The organism is Nonomuraea sediminis (genome assembly GCF_018531495.1).
Lineage (GTDB): Bacteria > Actinomycetota > Actinomycetes > Streptosporangiales > Streptosporangiaceae > Nonomuraea > Nonomuraea sediminis.
This window is the reverse complement of the sequence record NZ_JAHDTI010000025.1, coordinates 1-15,498: the sequence shown is the minus strand read 5'-3', so window position 1 is coordinate 15,498 and position 15,498 is coordinate 1. Positions and strand designations below refer to the sequence as shown.

Below are 15,498 nucleotides of genomic sequence, written 5' to 3'. Positions count from 1 at the left end.
CGCCGCGACTCGGGCGTAGTGCAAGAACGCCTCGGGCGTCAGGCTCTCCAGGTCAATACCGAAGACGGTCAGCGCGCAGCAGACGTCGAACTTGCTTTGCAACGGCTGGCCGCCGCGCAGGACGAACCCGATGACCTCGCCGCTGTGGGGCATCCGTACCGTCAGCGTGCCGGTGGGGTGGAGTCCGAGAGTCAGCCGGTCTGATCACCGGATAGGACCAGTCGGCGTTCCCAGGCCAGAGCCGCGACCACACCGATGGCATAGGCGACCAGGTCCCATGGGTCGGGGAACGCGCCGACCAGGACACCGCCGATGCCCGGCGGGGTCATGCCGACTATTTGGTAGAACTCGACGGCGGCGGCGATCGCGGCCGTGGCCAGGGAGCGGCGTGCGGCGGTGGTGCGCCACAGCAGCCCCAAGAACGCGTAGACCAGCATGGTGGCGCCGACGTCGCTCACGTAACCGCGGATGAACGGTTGTCCCGGGCCCCGGTAGAAGAGGGTGAACGCGCCGACGGCGAGGGCGACGCCACCCAGAAGGACCATGGCACGGCGCATGAGGTTGACATCTTCTCCGAATCTCAACGATCAGGACGAACCTGATCATAGAGCTCGTCCCTTATGGCGGCATGCTGATTGCGGCAGGTCAGCGACCGCGGTGGAGTGCCATGCCGACGGCATGCCAGCACGCTGGAACGTAGTGACGATCCATCCGGAATGAGGCCCGACCAGATGAAACAGTGCCCCGCGTGGTGCGAGGAAGAGCACTCCAACACCCGTTCATGATCCACCGAATGTGGGTTTTCACCTTATGTGGGCTGAACCCCTTGTCCGCGTACCTGGACGGCGCGGCAGGAGATGTCGGCTGATCGTGAACCCAGCCGCCTCGCTCATCCGTATCTGAAGGGGATGTGCCGGGGGCCAGACCCCCGGCGTGCTTACTTGCTGAGCAGTCACGCCACTGCGAGATCGATCGGGGCGCTGCTGATCAGCAGGATGAGGCATAGGTGGACCGTCCGGGACGTGCTTCCGAGGACGAACCGGACGGTTGGCCATTTGCCATGCGCGGGTGGATCCTTCACATGCGTCTCCTCCAGGCAGGGGCTTGTCACGCTGGGATACGTCACCCTGGGGAAGAACGGTTCATTGGAATAGCAGCACGTTCCCGTTCGCGGCTCCGCGTCTGCACGAGGGAGCGGCGGCGCGCTGCCGCTCCCCATCTTCCCCGTGCGTTACGCTCCTCTCGAAGGCGTGTTCGATCGGGAGGCGGCATGGTGGCGGATCCCCAGCCCCAGACGGTGCACATCCTGCCGGACCAAGTGGGCTGGCTGCACCGCATCCGCGAGCTGCCGGACGGGACGCGCGAGGCGCTCATTTCCTGGGTCGAGGTCGAGCTGGGATATACGGGCAGCCTGAGAGACCGCGAACCCGAGTGGGTGCCCATCACCCAGATCCGCCACATGAAGGGCACCGACTACTCCGCGATCGAGGCGGCCATTGAGAAGGTCACCCCGGAGGAGCCAGCGTCGACCAGCTCGACGCCGCCTGGCTGGCCCGCCGGCGTGCTGCCCCCGGATGACCCGGAGTGGGTCCGCTCGGCCACAGCGTGGCTGCTGAACATCCTGCCGCCCGACTACCGCGGGCCACCAGGAGATCGTCGCCCAGCCGCGCGTGCTCGCGTGGATGGCCACCAAGCACCTGCAGGCCTACGAGGATGCACGCAAGGTGGGCTTCCGCAGCGTCGCCGTGGACCTGCGCGGCCTCGTACCGCACGAGGCGATCGAGGACGACCTCGACGTCTACCGGGCAGAGCAGACACGGCTGCGCGCCCTGTAGGTGGGGGTCAACGCCTTACGGTGGGAGCTGATCGCGCAGTCGCCGGAGGCTTGATCACGCAGCCTTGCGTGCGAGCGCCAGGTCTGCTTCGGAGCTGAGCAACTGCGCGGCGGCCGAGATCTCCGCGACCAGGTCCGGCTTAAGTCGGTCGAGCTGGGCGGCCAGCTGTTCTAGGTCGCCGCGGAAGGCGCAGCCCATGGCGCCCTGTGCGGCCAGGGGCCGCCCGATCCTCTCGAGGGTCTTCGCCACGTTGGCGAGGATGTCCGCAGGAACCGGTTCGTCGGTGTTTTCGCTGGTAAACATCACTCCCATCCATGAATCGAGGGTCCATTGTGGGGTTGCGCCCTCCGTTCCAGTACTACGGCGCGAAGGGCAAGCTGGCCCCGTTCGCGACGTTGGCCTTCGGAGGGGTACTTCGGGTACCTAGCAGCCCACCGCAGAGGTGAGTAGGGAGGGATCGTCTCCCTCGCGCCTACACGCGTCGGTCGTCACCTGGCTGGATATCGCCCCATGTCCGGTGAAATCTCTTCCCGACCCTGCACGGCTGCGAGCACCACCACGGCTCTGGTGCGGGTCGCCGACCTCGCCACCCGAGCAGCGCTCAGCGCGCCGACCGAGGGCCGAGTGCTGTACGCCGGGCTCCAGGCGCTCGACGTACCCGAGGAGCCGGTGGCCAAGCTCTGGCACGCGGCGACGCTGCTGCGAGAACACCGCGGGGACGGCCACAACGCCGCCCTGGTCACCCACAACATCGGCGGGACGGAGGCCCATGTCCTCGTCGCTCTCTCCCTCGGGATGAGGGCGGAGGAGTTCGGCCGGATCCACCACCTGCCCAAGGCGCAGCTGGCCGCGGTCGTCGATGGGCTGCGCGGTCGTGGTCTCGTGGACGACAACGGCGAGTTCACTGACGCTGGCCGCCAGATTAGGGAGCGGGTCGAGGACCTCACCGATGAGCTGGCGGCACCGGTGTACGACGTGCTCAGCACCGACGAACTCGAGGAGCTGATCGCGGGGCTCGAACCAATCGCCGCCGCGCTACAGGCCGTCGACGACTGAGCAGCCGCGTCAAGCGACGGCCACGCCCTCCAGCTAGACGCCGGCGGAAGGATCGTGGTGGCGGACCGTACGGTGTAGGCCCGGTGGTAAGAATCGTGCTACACCCTCTTTGTATGCTCCTCGCTTGTGTGAGCGCGACAGCCCTCACACTGGCGGTATACGTGATCATCGCTCATCGCGGGACTCCCGTGGCGGGCCGGCCGTGCAGTCTCTCCATCAGACCGGTCGTGGTCATCGGGATCCGCCTCCTTCTATCTGCGGGGCGCTCGACGACTGCGCCCCTTCGACAGTCTCCGCGAGCTCGATCATGGCCGCGGCGTACTCCTTCGTGCGGGCGAAGTGCACGTCGTGGGGGCTGCGCACATGCACAGTCCGGTTCTCGGGCAGCAGGCTCTCGACCCGAGCGAGATCCTCGTCGCTGAGCGCTGCGAGGAGGGTGCCCTGGCGGTCGTGGCGGGTGGTCGCCTTGACGAACATCGTCGGGCAGGAGATCGCTCTGAGAGTCTCTGCCTGGTCGAAGCCGCGGAACCAGGCGTCGTTCGTGAACCCGACGGTGAAGCGCGGGTCGTAGGGCTGGCCCATCGTGCCCCAGATCCGGTTGATGCCCACTCCGACCCAGCGGACGATGGGCAGGCGGTCCGGGTTTGCCCGCCGCTGCCGGATCACGCTGCGGGCGAGGACCTTCCACAGGGGCCCGAACCAGCGCCTCCAGTAGCTGCGGGGCATGTACCAGCACAGCCAGTCGCGCTCCTGGTCCTGGGCGAGGAAGGTCAGCACGTTCTGGAAGCCGTCGACGTACACATAGGTCTTCTCCACCCGGTCGGGCTCCGTTGAGAAGAACGGGCAGTCCTCGAAGAGAACGCCGCGCACGAGCTCCGGTCGCTGAACGGCGATCAGCGCTGCCACGAGCCCGCCCGAGGAGTGACCGGCGATGACGACAGGTCCGCCGAAGGTCTGCTCGATGAGCGTCGCCATGTCGTCCGCGATCCGCACGGCGGTGTAGTCGTCCGGGTTCCAGGTGCTCCTGCCGTGGCCGTGCATGTCGACGACGAGCACGTGGTAGGTGCCGATCAGCGACGGGAGAGCCTTGCCGTACTCCTGCCAGACGCACCCCTGGCCCGGGATCAGGAGCAGCGGCACGCCGCCGGCCGGCCCCTCGGCGACGTTGAGCTTGAGCCCCTCGCGGATGTGGACCTTCCGCTCCGCGAAGCCCAGCGCCTCAGCCTCGCGGACATGCTTGTCGAAGTAGTCCTTCGTACGGAAGACCGCGATCAGGGCGCGCACGGCGAAGCTGAGAGCCGTGCAGACGACAGCGATGCAGATGTTGAGCAGCACGGGGTTCATGCGATCCCCCGCTCCTGTCGATGCGCCTCGCGGGGCGTGGCGAGCTGGTCGATCGTCATGGTGGTCATGAGTCCTCCCGGTCCGTTGCGGACGTGATCTCCATGCCACCGTAACATAGGTTATGTTATGGTGCTTCTGCGAGACGCCCGAGAGCAAGGAGCAGGTCCATGAGCACAGCACGACAGAGATGGCTGGACGCGGGCATCGAGGTGCTCGCCGAGGAGGGCGGAGTCGACGCGGTCCGCATCGACCGTCTCGCCCAGAGGCTGGGGCTGTCGACAGGTTCCTTCTACCATCACTTCCAGGGCGCGGCCGGCTTCAAGAAGGACCTGCTCGCGCACCTCGAACAAACGCAGACCTCCGCGTTCGCCGGCGCGATCATTGATACGCAGGTGAGCCCCGACAACGGCCTGAAGACCTCCTCGGACCTGATCGCGAGGCTTGCCGCCGCGCGCGCCGAGATCCGCAGCCCCCGGCTCGAGGCGGCGCTGCGCGCCTGGGCGCTCACCGACCCCGATGCCGCGCGGACGCAGGCCGCCATCGACGAGGCGCGTCTGGAGACGATCCGCTCCGTCTGGCGGCAGGTCACCGACGATGAAGAGGAGGTGCGGCTCGGCGCGCTCCTCCCTTACGTGATCGCCATCGGCGCGAGCGCGATCATGCCGCCGCTCGGCGACGACGACCTCCACCGCCTCTATGAGCGCATCTTGACGTTGGTCCCGGACGGCCCGCTGGATCAGCCGGGAGAGGATGAGTCGAGCTGATGCCCGGAAACGAGCCTCAGGCCGAGGCAGTGCCGATGCCGCGGTGGATCGTCGTGTGCACGTGGGCGTCGTCGCGCCGCAGGGCGCCTGACTCATCCCCGAACGCCCGGACCGAAACCGACCCTCTACAGGTGACACCGTCGCGCACTGTGAGCTGCGGCGACGCCGCTCGTTTGGGCCCTACCACGGTGATCGCCTGCGGGGCGGGGTTTCGGCGGAAGATCGTATGAGCGGGTCGGCCGGGGATTACCGTCCGCCGCGTGCCGGTGGAGTTTCTGACTGATGAGCAGGCTGAGGCGTACGGACGGTTCGTTGAGGAGCCGATGCGCCCGGAGATGGAGCGGTTCTTCTACCTCGATGACGTGGACCGGAGGTTGATCGGGAAGCGGCGGGGTGACCACAGCCGGCTGGGCTTCGCGTTGCAGATGTGCACCGTTCGGTACCTGGGGCTGTTCCTGGAGGACCCGCTGGACGTGCCGTGGCCAGTGGTCGCGTACGTGGCCGAGCACCTGGGCGTCGAGAACCCCTCGGTGGCGAAGCGGGCCACGGATAAGGAATGGCTGGCCTCCCGGCCCCGGTTGGCGAAGGCGTCGCGCACCGTGCAAGCGGTGTACCGGCTGTGGTCCGAGCAGCTGGACCTGGTCGCCGAGGCCGGCGCGGACCTGGACGCGGCGGCGATGTTCGTCGCGCTGGAGACCGAGGTCGGCCCGCGTGCGGAGGTAGAGGCCGCGGCGCGGCTGCTGGACGAGCTGCTGCCGCCGGGCGACGACGAGACCGAGGCGGAGATGCGCCGCCAGCTGGCTGGCCGCTACAAAACGGTTCGCCCGTTCCTGTCCCTGCTCGGCGAGTCGAGCACGTTGGGGCGGCTTCCGGCGGGCGGAGGGTGCTGGAGGCGGTGAAGCGGCTGCTCGCGCTGTCGCGGCGCAAGGTGAAGGCCAAGCCGCTGCTGCCCCGCGAGATCGACCAGAAGCTTGTGCCGCCGGCTTGGAAGAAGGCGGTGTTCTCCAACCCCGACCTGCCGCAGGGGTCGGTGGACCGCGACGCATACGTGGTGTGCGTGCTGGAGCAGCTCTACCGGGCGCTCGGGCGCCGCGACGTCTTCGCCTCCCCGTCGAACCGCTGGTCCGACCCCGGGCGCGGCTGCTGGACGGGCCGCAGTGGGAGTCGGTGCAAGCCAACGTGCTGCACGGCCTGAGCCTGGAGGCGCCGGTCGAGCAGCACCTGGCCGAGCGGGTGCGGGCCCTGGACGCCGCCTGGCAGCTGATGGCCGAGCGGCTGGAGGAAGCCGGGCAGGACGCGAAGCTGTCCTTCGAGGTGCAGCCCATCGGCCGGTTCAAGCTGAACGTGGACCGGCTCGGCGCGCTCGGGGAGTTGAAGTCGCTGCGCTGGCTGCGCCGGACGACCGCGGCGATGCTGCCCCGGATCGACCTGCCGGACCTGCTGTTCGAGGTCGACGGGTGGACCAGGTTCCAGGATGCCTTCGTGCACCTGGGCGACGGCCGCACCCGGATGGAGAACCTGAAGACCTCGCTGGTGGCGCTGCTGGTCGCCGAGGCGTGCAACATCGGCTACACCCCGGTCATCGACGCGAACGACGAGGCCCTCAGGGCCTCCGCCGAAGTACTACCACTTCAAGCGCGGGATCACCTGGCTCAACGCGGTCAACGGCCAGGTCGCCGGGATCGGGCAGATGGTCGTGCCGGGCACCCCGCGCGACTCGCTGCACATCCTGGACACCCTGCTGAACCTGGACGCCGGCGCGCGGCCGGAGATGGTCGCCACCGACAACGCCTCGTACTCCGACATGCTGTTCGGGCTGTTCTCGCTGCTCGGCTACAACTTCTCGCCCCGCTTCCGGGACCTGGCCGATCAGCGGTTCTGGCGGGCCGAGCTGCCCGGGGTGGCCACCGGCGGGTACGGGCCGCTGGAGCCGCTGGCCCGTAACCGGGTCAACCTGGGCAAGGTGGTCACGCACTGGTCGGACCTGCTGCGGGTGGCCGGCTCCCTGGTGACCGGGCAGGTCCGCGCCTACGACCTGCTGCGGATGTTCGGCCGCGAAGGCCGCCCGGCCCCGCTGGGGCAGGCGTTCGCCGAGTACGGGCGGATCGGCAAGACCCTGCACCTGCTGCGGGTGGTCGACCCGGTGGACGACACCTACCGGCGGCAGATGAACCGTCAGCTCACCGTCCCGGAGTCCAGGCACAAGCTCGCCCGCGACATCTGCCACGGCAAGCGCGGGCAAATCATGCAGGCCTACCGGACGGGGCAGGAGGACCAGCTCGGCGCGCTCGGCCTGGTGCTGAACGCCGCGGTGCTGTGGACCACCCGCTACCTGGACGCCGCCGTCGCCGAGCTGCGGGCCCTGCCCGCCGACCAGCGCGAGCACCAGGTGCTGGACGAGGACGTGGCCCGGCTCTCCCCGCTGCGGCACGCCAACCTGAACGTGCTGGGCCGCTACAGCTTCCGCGGCTCCGCCCCGGCCGGCGGCATGCTTCGACACCTGCGCGACCCGGCCGAGGCCTCCGAGGAGGACGGCGAGGACGTCGAGGGCTGACCTGGACACCGGTGCGCCGGTCAGCACCACGGCCCGGCGTCGTCGCCGTGCTCAAGGGCCTCCCGTCCGGTCTGTGCCTCAGCTGCCGCACGCGCAGCCGGCGGCGGCCTTCGCCTCGGCCGGGCTCTGGGCCGGGTCGAGGGCTTCCTCGTCCGGGGTGCAGCAGGCGGTGGTACCGCAGCAGGCCTCCGGTGCGCTGTCGGCGCCTTTTTCTCCGCGGTGGTGAGGGTCCGCCCGCGATGGCGGCTGTGAAAATCGCTGTCCGATTGTCGGAAACGCAGTGATAGAGATTCAGGGTGACAATGACACTCGAGTTCCCCGTTCTGTTGCGACTGATCGACGAACGGTCGACTGCCTTCCGCGCCGCGGTCGCCTCCGCGCCCAGCCTCGACGTACAGGTGCCGACCTGCCCCGAGTGGACGCTGTTCGATCTGGCGCAGCACATCGGCGATGGGCGCCGCGACTGGGCCGCCACCGTCGCCGCAGGGCCTGCTCCGGCCAAGTCCGCAGCGGAGGGCGCCCCGGCTGCGCCTCGGGAGCGCGAGGCCCTGCTGGCCTGGTTGGCGGAGTCCACGGAGCAACTGCTGGACGCATTGCGGAAGGCCGGCCCGGATCGCGGTTGCTGGACGTGGTGGGGGACGTCGCAGTCGCCGCAGACCTCCGGTGCCGTAGCTCGGCACCAGCTCCAGCAGATGGCGGTGCACACGTACGACGCCCAGATCACCGTAGGTGCTCCGCAGCCGCTGCCGGACGAGGTGGCGCTCGACGGTGTCGACGAGTTCCTGTCCACCTGCGTCGCAACGACAAGTGCCTGGCCGCACAAGCCCGCTGCCGTCGACTTCCACGCCTCCGAGGGCCGCTCCTGGCGCCTCTCGCTCTCCGCCGACGGCGCACGGACCGCCCGCCTCCCCTGGCCTGGCACCATGCCGGCCACCGCTGCCGGCCAGGACCCGAACGCGGCTGCCGCCTTCTTCTCCGCTCGGGGCACGGCCAGCGAGCTGGTCCTCATCCTGCACGACCGTATCCCGATCAACTCCCTGACGCTCGACGGCGACCGACGTCTCTTCGAGCAGCTCAGCGCCTGGGACCCGGATGAGTAGGACGTGACGATGCGCCACCTCGTACGCCCCGAGGCATGCCTCCCGCCAACGGCTACAACCACGCCGTGGTGGCCTCGGGGCCGCGGGGGGAGCAGACCGTCAGGGCTGCGAAGCGGCTGACCAAGGCGGCGGCTCACAAGCTGATCGGTGCGCCTGGTCGGCACCTGACGCCGTCAGTTCTCAGCGCCGTCCTCATCGTCATCGAGTCCGGCCGCGTCCGGGTCGCGCAGCGGGCGCAGGGTGCCGCCCGCCGGCTGGGTAGGGGTGAAGCTGCAGCGGTCCAGGACGTTGAGGTTCTTGTGCTTGAGCGGGGGCAGCCGGGCCACGTCCTCGTCACGGATCTCATGACCCTCCGCGCGAAGCTGGACGACGGCGGCGTCGAGGTAGCGGGTCGTCCAGAGCACCACGGCGTTCAGGACCAGGCCGAGTGAGCCGAGCTGGTCCTCCATCCCGTCCCGGTACGCCTGCTGGATGGTGCCCTTCTTGCCGTGGCAGATGTCGCGGGCGAGCTTGTGCCGGGACTCCTGGAGGCACATCTTGAGAGCGAAGCCGAGCCGGTTGTGATCACCACGCCGCTTCGCGATCAGCTTCCGGTCCTCGTCATCGAGGAAGAAGAACCGCTCCAGCTCGGGCCTCGTCGGCTCCTCGGCGAACTTCCCGTACGCCTCAGCCTGCTCATCAGTCAGAAATTCCACCGGCATGCGGCGGACGGTAGCCAGCCCCGCCAGCGATCGAAGAGCTTCCGGAAAACCCCCACAATAGCCCGATCGCCCGTGCTAGACGACCAAGATCAAGTGCTTGGCGCCAACGGCTGTACCGCTGGTCCCCAACGCCGGCTACCGCCAATATGCCGGTCGTCCTGCCCGGTGGCCTGGCTCCCCGGAGTGACAGCAGTTCAGCCGGGGGTGAGGCTTAGCGCTAACGGCTGTCCCGTTGATCCCCGAGGCCGGAGGAGATGCTCCCGAAGGTCGACCTGCCGGATCTGCTGTTCGAGGTCCACGCCTGGACCGGCTTCCTGGACGTCCTCGTGCACCTCGGGGACGGCACCACCCGGATGAAGGACCTGTCCACCTCGGTGGTCGCGCTGCTGGTGTCCGAGGCGTGACACCCGACGGGGACGACACGATGGTCGTGCTCACGCACCGCGGCCTGCCGCCCACCTACCTCGGCACCCACCGCGCCGGCTGGGAGGAGCGGCTGAGGCGGCTGCGCGCCGCGGCCGGCTGACGGGAGCACCCGGACCCGGTCTCACGCCCGGCCCGCCGCCATCTCCACCACCGTGATGTCAGAAGGCGCGCCGACCCGGGTGGGCGGGCCCCACGCGCCAGCCTCGCGCGAGACGTACAGCTGTGTGTCCCCGTATCGCTCCAGCCGGGCCACCGTCGGGTTGGCCAGGCTGACCGCCGTGGGTATGGCCCGACAGCTGCAGGTCCACCCCGTGGCGTACGGCCTTGCCCACGAACACCGGCTGGTGCGCCAGTAGCACCGACGCCCGCGCCGGGTCCCGGCCCTGCAGCGCCGCCACGAGATCCGGGCCGTCGTTGTAGCCCGCGCCGCTCACGTCATTCACCCCCGCCAGGTCGAACGCCGGGAGCTCCACCTGCGTCGTCGGGAGGTCCTACGGGCGGTGGAGCAGGACAAGGCACCGCGCACTGGATCTTCATCTCGATGCGCGACCCTGACGCCTCCTGTGAACCTCAGCGGGAAACGGCCCCCGCGCTCACATCGGGCTCTAGCCTCGTCGCATGCCTGCTGGTGCGGGTCGACAAAGCCCAGGCCAAGCATCGGGTGCATCGGTCGTGTTCTGATAATCCAGTGGCAGCTTGGTGAACATCCGGATCGCGGAGTCCAGCAACGACCCTTGCGAGACATACAGTTCGGGTTGATCAGGTCCTCCCGGCCACCGTCGTCACGGGCGAGTTGACGGTCGCTCCCACGCACGCGATGAAGAAGGGGGTGAGCCGTCCGTCCCCACCAGGATCGCTGCGTCCATGGCGTGCTCTCCTTCGGTCCTCCTTCTTGCATCGTGACCGCGCCGGACCTGGCCGGTAGGGCCGAAGGTCCCCGTTGACGTGAGGCCGCATTGCTGGTGCCATGATCAGTACGGGGCTTAACAAGCAATCACTTGTGCACATCAGGGGGTGTGATGCGAGTTCTCCAACACTGGTTCGCGCGCGCGGTGGCCGGAGTGCTGCTGGTCGCCGGGACGGCCCTGGTCCCGGCGACCGCGGCGCAGGCCGAAACGTGCTCCACGACGCTGCCCGACCCCAACCGCTTCGGGATCACCTGCTTACGGGTGGACCGGCACCCGCAAGCCGATGGGTCCGAACTGCGGGACATCACCATGACATCCACGGCGATCTTCCAGGCGTCCGGCGGCACCCCGGTGATCAACCCGCTCACCAGGACGATCACCGTCCGGGTCTACCTGCCCAGCGGCTACGACCCCGCCAGGGGCGCCCGCTACCGCTCGCTCTATCTCATCAACGGCGGCGGAGACGACTACGACGAGTGGACGACGAAGGCGGATCTCGTGTCCCTGATCGCGTCGGTGCCCGGTCATCCCTACGACGGCATCGTCGTCATGCCGACGGGCGGGATGAGCGGCTGGTACGCCGACTGGGCAGGACACACCGACGGGTTCTTCGCGCCCAGGTGGGAGACATACCACGTCTCCCAGCTCATCCCGTGGATCGACGCCAACTTCCACACGATCGCCGACCGCTCGGGGCGCGGGCTCGCCGGGATCTCGATGGGCGGCTACGGCACACTCAGGTACGCCGCGGCGTACCCCGACGTGTTCTCCGTCATCGGTGCCCTCTCGCCGGGCATCGACGTGCGGGCCAAACCGGCGCAGGGCACGTTGTCCGACTCGATGTGGCAGGCCGGCGCCTCGATCGGGCCGCTCGACCTGCTCAACGGCAAGTACCGGGTCAACAAGTACGACGCCAACGGAGTGCTGGTGCTCGACCAGGACCAGCAGCGGCTCTACCGGCTGGACACGCTGTTCGGGCCGCACACCACCAGCGTCGTCGATGGCCGCACCGTCTACGACTGGCCGTCGGCCAACCCGGCCACCCTCGTGACACGGGGCAAGTACGCCCCCTACAGCGGCAGGCTCGCCCTGTACGCCGGGGGCTGCGCCACGCTGGCCCAACCGGGCGACGGGAACGGCCCGGCGCCTGCAGAATGCGGCTACAGCACCACCTCCCCCGCCAACACCGAGGCCACGTCCGTCAACGAGGCCATCCTCGGCTCCTACGCCAGCGCCTTCGACGCCACGCTGACGAGCCTGGGCGTCGGTCACCGGTACTGCTACAGCACCGGCGGCCACGACTGGGGATCCTGGCCCGCATATCTGACCGACTTCCTCCAGTACGCCTACGGCACGGCCCCGGCCCGCTGCCCCAGCCTCTGACCTGACGTCAACCAAGCCCACGTGAGCCCGGCACGACCAGCCCCGTCTCGGACGCGGCGACGACCGCCTGGGTCCTGTCGCGCAGCCCGAGCTTGCTCAGCACGCGGCTCACGTGGGTCTTCACCGTCTCCTCCGTGACCGTCAACCGTCCGGCGATCTCCGGATTCGGGTCCAGCCGAGATACGGACAATCCCAACGAGGCAGGGCCGGCTCCTGTTGCCAGCACGGGCAACGGGCTGATCGTGGTAGATGACGAACCCGATGGTGCGACGATCTTCACCGGCATCCCATCGGTGTCGTTGAAGTCGAGGTGGAGCTGGCCGATGAAGCCTTCTCGACCTGGATGGCTGGGAAGAGATCGTGGAGGTCTCCATCGAGTCCACCTCAGGATCCTTGATCGTGTGTGGGCTCGATGGGGAGCTCCCTGACCTGTCGAACCTTGCTCACCGCGGTGAGGGGTTCTACCGGCTGCGGGTGCATGCCGGCGGCCGGGACACTAAAACGGACGGATCGGCCAGTCCGCCTCCTTTCGAGCACGACCTGATCGCTTCGTGGCCCGCCCCCTACGAACCAGAGCTGGCACTTAAGCACACTGATGCCATCGGGCGGGAGCGGCGCCTTCCAAGCTAGCGACAGGATCAAAGTCCGTGAAGCGGTGACGGCGTGTGATGACTAGTAGTGGGTGACGACGTCCTCTTCACGGAGCTGGCCCGGTATCTGACCAAGCCGACCTGATCCCTTAAGCCTCCAGCGCCCGCTTGACCCTGACCTCCAGGTCGTCCTGGTTGGCAAGGAAATCTGCAGCAAGATCCACGTCATAGGGATGCGCCAAGACCAAGAGAGACCAGAGGCAGTCGGAAAGCTCGTGAACGAGGGCCTCGCGTCCTTCATCGTCTCCGCCATCGCCGTCAACCTGATCCGCCTGGACGCCTGGTGGAACGGCCGCCCTGGACCGGAAACGCACCAGCCACCTGGCCCGACTCGAACCAGCAGAGTCCTACAGGGTGCTGTCGGCCCGCGAGTGGGAGGTCGCCAGGCTCGTTGCGCTCGGCAGGACGAACTGGGAGATCGCCGAGGTGCTGTTCCTGTCGCGTCGTACGGTCGAGACCCATGTCGCCACCCTGCTGCGCAAGCTCGGCGTCCGCTCGCGGACCGAGGTGGTGGTCCCGCCCGAGGGGCCGGGCGGGACCACGGGTGTCTAGACGGTGATGCTCCACCAGTCCAGGGTTCCTGTGTCCTGGGCGTAGTAGTCCTCGATGTAGAGGGTCCACGTTCCGGCGGCCTGCTGGCTGACCGGCACCGACCAGTTCCTGGTGCCGAAGACCGTGCAGGACGAGCCACCGGGCGAGCGCAGGTGGTACCACGAGCCGTTCGGACCCTGGAGCCAGATGTCGAGGTCCTCGATGCACGTGTGGTTGCTGGTGGCGGTGACCTTCACCGGCGACTGCGCGGTCCCGCTCGCGTTGGAGGTGACCGAGCTGGTGATGTACGAGTAGTCGTCGATGAAGTAGTCGGTGTCGTTGCGGAACGTCCTGCCACCGCTCTGGCCCTGGACGGTCAGCGCGAACACCGTGGTGTGGGCGCCCGTCTCACCCGCGCCGTTGATCGTCACCTGGTAGCTGCCCGTCGGGGTCGAGCTCGTGGTGCTGATCGTCAGCGTCGAGTTGCCGCCGCTGGTCACGCTGGCCGGGTTGAACGAGGCGGTGCCCCCGGTCGGCAGCCCGGAGGCGGTCAGGTTGACCGTCTGGGCCGTGCCCTGCGTGGTCTGCGTGGAGACGGTCGTGGTGATCGCCTGGCCGGTCTGGACGGTGCCGGATGACGGGTTCACCGCGATGGAGAAGTCCCGCGTGGGCGGGGTGCCGCCGACCGCGAGCTTCCAGATGGCGTAGGCCGCGGCGTCCGAGGCCCTGTCCAGGATCGTGTCGTTGATGTTGGAGGTGGTGTCGCAGGCGGAGTGGTAGCACCTGTCGTAAGCCTGGCCCGCCGTACCGCCCCACTTGGCCGCCTGTGCGGACGTCTTGGTGTCGCTCGCGCCCGCGGCCACGCCGGAGGTCGCGATGCCCGCGTTGCGGAAGGAGGCGTCGTCGGAGCGGTTGGCGCCCTCGGTGTTCTCCTCCGGCTGCAGGTTCAGCGCGTCGTAGAACGCCTTGAGCTGCTGGGCCGCGGTGGTGGTGATGTTGTTGATGAAGTAGCCGCCGTTGGGCGAGCCGACCATGTCGTAGTTGATGTAGTTTTTGATCTTGGTGCGGTCGGTCGAGCTGAGCGAGGCCACGTAGCCCTCGGAGCCGTTGAGCCCCTGCTCCTCATCGCTCCACCAGCCGAACCTGACGTGCTTGGCCATCGTCGGGTGGTTGGCGGCCAGCGTCAGCGCGACCTCCAGCAGTGAGGCTGAGCCGGACCCGTTGTCGTTGATGCCGGGTCCCGCCGAGACGCTGTCGAGGTGGGCGCCGAGCATGATGACCTGGTTGGCGTCACCGCCCGGCCAATCGGCGATCAGGTTGGGGCCCGCGCCGCTGCTGCAGGTGGAGCCGCAGTTCTGCCGGACGGTCGTGAAACCGGCCGCCTGCAGCTTCTGCTCCACGTAGGACACCGAGGCCGTGTAACCGGCGCCGGTGGATCTGCGGGTGCCGCCGTTGTTGGTGGCGATGGTCTGCAGCTGCGCCAGGTGCGCCTTGACGTTGGCCACGCTCACGTCCGGCGGGTTGCCCGGCGTGACTGTGCCGACGGTCAGCTGGTAGGTGGCGGTGTGGGAGCCGGACGCGCCGGTGCCCGTGACGGTGATCGTGGAGGTACCCGCGGGCGTCGAGGCGCTGGTGCTGATCGTCAGCGTGGAGCTGTTGCCGCTGGTCACGCTCGCCGGGTTGAACGACGCCGTCGCCCCGGAAGGCAGGCCGGAGGCGGTGAGGTTCACCGTCTGCGGGTTGCCCGCGGTGGTCTGGGTGCCGACCGTGGTGGTGGCCGACTGTCCCGGAGTCACCGAGCCGGAGGTCGGGTTGGTGGAGATCGAGAAGTCCTGCGTGGGAGAGGTGCAGGTGGGCTCGCCCGACTGGACCGGGACGCTCACCGCGTTCCACGCCGCCTTGGTGGCCGCGCACTCGGCGCTGTTGGCACCGTAGAGCTCGACCGCGGCGGCCAGCGAGGCCGACCGGACGTTGGCGTAACGCCAGGACGAGGTCTTGCGCTGCATCGCGCCCAGATAGATCTTGCCCGCCTTCTGGATGCTGATACCGGTGACAGAGGAAGGGCCGCCGGAGCAGATCGGGCTGTTCGGCTTGCCGCCGCCGGGCGAAGAGCCCTCGGCCAGCAGGTAGAACCAGTGGTTGAGCGGGCCGGCCGCCGCGTGCACCTCGGTGCTGGGGATCGAGGAGGACCAGCAGTTGGGGTCGCCCACCTGCGACGGGTTGTACATGTACCGGATCGGGCCGTC

Annotated in this window: 16 protein-coding genes and 1 pseudogene; 11 read left to right on the top strand and 6 right to left on the bottom strand. The window is 68.6% G+C overall.

Annotated features, from left to right (window positions below; genetic code table 11):
• Positions 1-191: 191 nt before the first annotated feature.
• The gene (locus tag KIK09_RS54760) at positions 192-545 is read right to left on the bottom strand and encodes a DUF2809 domain-containing protein (RefSeq protein WP_214327576.1); all 354 of its coding nucleotides are present in this window, start codon (positions 543-545) and stop codon (positions 192-194) included.
• 1,137 nt (positions 546-1,682) lie between these two features.
• On the opposite strand from KIK09_RS54760, the gene KIK09_RS54755 reads away from it, so the two are divergent.
• Complete coding sequence (locus KIK09_RS54755) at positions 1,683-1,835, top strand: hypothetical protein (RefSeq protein WP_214327575.1); 153 nt, start codon at positions 1,683-1,685, stop codon at positions 1,833-1,835.
• A 54-nt stretch (positions 1,836-1,889) separates the two neighbouring features.
• Here KIK09_RS54755 and KIK09_RS54750 read toward each other — a convergent pair whose 3' ends face one another.
• Positions 1,890-2,138, bottom strand: coding sequence for a hypothetical protein (locus tag KIK09_RS54750; protein ID WP_214327574.1), 249 nt, complete (start codon positions 2,136-2,138; stop codon positions 1,890-1,892).
• Positions 2,139-2,345: 207 nt separating this feature from the next.
• On the opposite strand from KIK09_RS54750, the gene KIK09_RS54745 reads away from it, so the two are divergent.
• A complete protein-coding gene (locus KIK09_RS54745) occupies positions 2,346-2,891 on the top strand; it encodes an SCO6745 family protein (RefSeq protein WP_372455837.1) in 546 nt (181 codons plus the stop codon).
• 231 nt (positions 2,892-3,122) lie between these two features.
• On the opposite strand, the gene KIK09_RS54740 is transcribed toward KIK09_RS54745, so the two are convergent.
• Positions 3,123-4,235, bottom strand: a complete 1,113-nt coding sequence (locus KIK09_RS54740; protein WP_214327572.1) for an alpha/beta fold hydrolase — start codon at positions 4,233-4,235, stop codon at positions 3,123-3,125.
• A 167-nt stretch (positions 4,236-4,402) separates the two neighbouring features.
• Here KIK09_RS54740 and KIK09_RS54735 point away from each other — a divergent pair, with 167 nt between their 5' ends.
• The 5 genes and pseudogenes from KIK09_RS54735 to KIK09_RS54725 all read left to right on the top strand — a co-directional run bounded on the left by KIK09_RS54735 (position 4,403) and on the right by KIK09_RS54725 (position 8,653).
• Positions 4,403-4,999: a TetR/AcrR family transcriptional regulator gene (locus KIK09_RS54735; protein WP_214327571.1), complete on the top strand. Its 597-nt coding sequence runs from the start codon at positions 4,403-4,405 to the stop codon at positions 4,997-4,999.
• 260 nt (positions 5,000-5,259) lie between these two features.
• Complete coding sequence (locus KIK09_RS60935; protein ID WP_372455836.1) at positions 5,260-5,898, top strand: DUF4158 domain-containing protein; 639 nt, start codon at positions 5,260-5,262, stop codon at positions 5,896-5,898.
• Positions 5,895-6,194: a hypothetical protein gene (locus KIK09_RS60930; RefSeq protein ID WP_372455835.1), complete on the top strand. Its 300-nt coding sequence runs from the start codon at positions 5,895-5,897 to the stop codon at positions 6,192-6,194. Before KIK09_RS60935 ends, KIK09_RS60930 begins: the two co-directional genes overlap by 4 nt.
• A 182-nt stretch (positions 6,195-6,376) precedes the next feature.
• A pseudogene (locus KIK09_RS60920) lies at positions 6,377-7,553 on the top strand (Tn3 family transposase); the annotation flags it as partial.
• A gap of 302 nt (positions 7,554-7,855) precedes the next feature.
• Positions 7,856-8,653 carry a maleylpyruvate isomerase N-terminal domain-containing protein gene (locus tag KIK09_RS54725; protein WP_250575371.1) on the top strand — a complete coding sequence of 266 codons (798 nt, stop codon included), beginning with the start codon at positions 7,856-7,858 and terminating at the stop codon, positions 8,651-8,653.
• Positions 8,654-8,826: 173 nt separating this feature from the next.
• Here KIK09_RS54725 and KIK09_RS54720 read toward each other — a convergent pair whose 3' ends face one another.
• A complete protein-coding gene (locus KIK09_RS54720; RefSeq protein WP_214327569.1) occupies positions 8,827-9,354 on the bottom strand; it encodes a Tn3 family transposase in 528 nt (175 codons plus the stop codon).
• A 254-nt stretch (positions 9,355-9,608) separates the two neighbouring features.
• Between KIK09_RS54720 and KIK09_RS54715 the strand changes: the two genes are divergently transcribed.
• From KIK09_RS54715 to KIK09_RS54705, 3 genes are all read left to right on the top strand, one after another.
• Complete coding sequence (locus tag KIK09_RS54715; RefSeq protein WP_214327568.1) at positions 9,609-9,758, top strand: Tn3 family transposase; 150 nt, start codon at positions 9,609-9,611, stop codon at positions 9,756-9,758.
• A complete protein-coding gene (locus KIK09_RS54710; protein WP_214327567.1) occupies positions 9,755-9,880 on the top strand; it encodes an SRPBCC family protein in 126 nt (41 codons plus the stop codon). The genes KIK09_RS54715 and KIK09_RS54710 overlap by 4 nt, the downstream gene beginning before the upstream one ends.
• Before the next feature lie 919 nt (positions 9,881-10,799).
• Positions 10,800-12,071, top strand: a complete 1,272-nt coding sequence (locus KIK09_RS54705) for an alpha/beta hydrolase (RefSeq protein ID WP_250575370.1) — start codon at positions 10,800-10,802, stop codon at positions 12,069-12,071.
• 7 nt (positions 12,072-12,078) lie between these two features.
• Here KIK09_RS54705 and KIK09_RS60910 read toward each other — a convergent pair whose 3' ends face one another.
• Complete coding sequence (locus KIK09_RS60910) at positions 12,079-12,357, bottom strand: response regulator transcription factor (RefSeq protein WP_372455834.1); 279 nt, start codon at positions 12,355-12,357, stop codon at positions 12,079-12,081.
• Positions 12,358-13,075: 718 nt separating this feature from the next.
• On the opposite strand from KIK09_RS60910, the gene KIK09_RS54695 reads away from it, so the two are divergent.
• A complete protein-coding gene (locus KIK09_RS54695) occupies positions 13,076-13,273 on the top strand; it encodes a response regulator transcription factor (protein WP_308164854.1) in 198 nt (65 codons plus the stop codon).
• On the opposite strand, the gene KIK09_RS54690 is transcribed toward KIK09_RS54695, so the two are convergent.
• The coding region (locus KIK09_RS54690) for a M28 family peptidase (RefSeq protein WP_214327566.1) at positions 13,270-15,498 on the bottom strand (2,229 nt) is incomplete at its 5' end. The genes KIK09_RS54695 and KIK09_RS54690 overlap by 4 nt on opposite strands.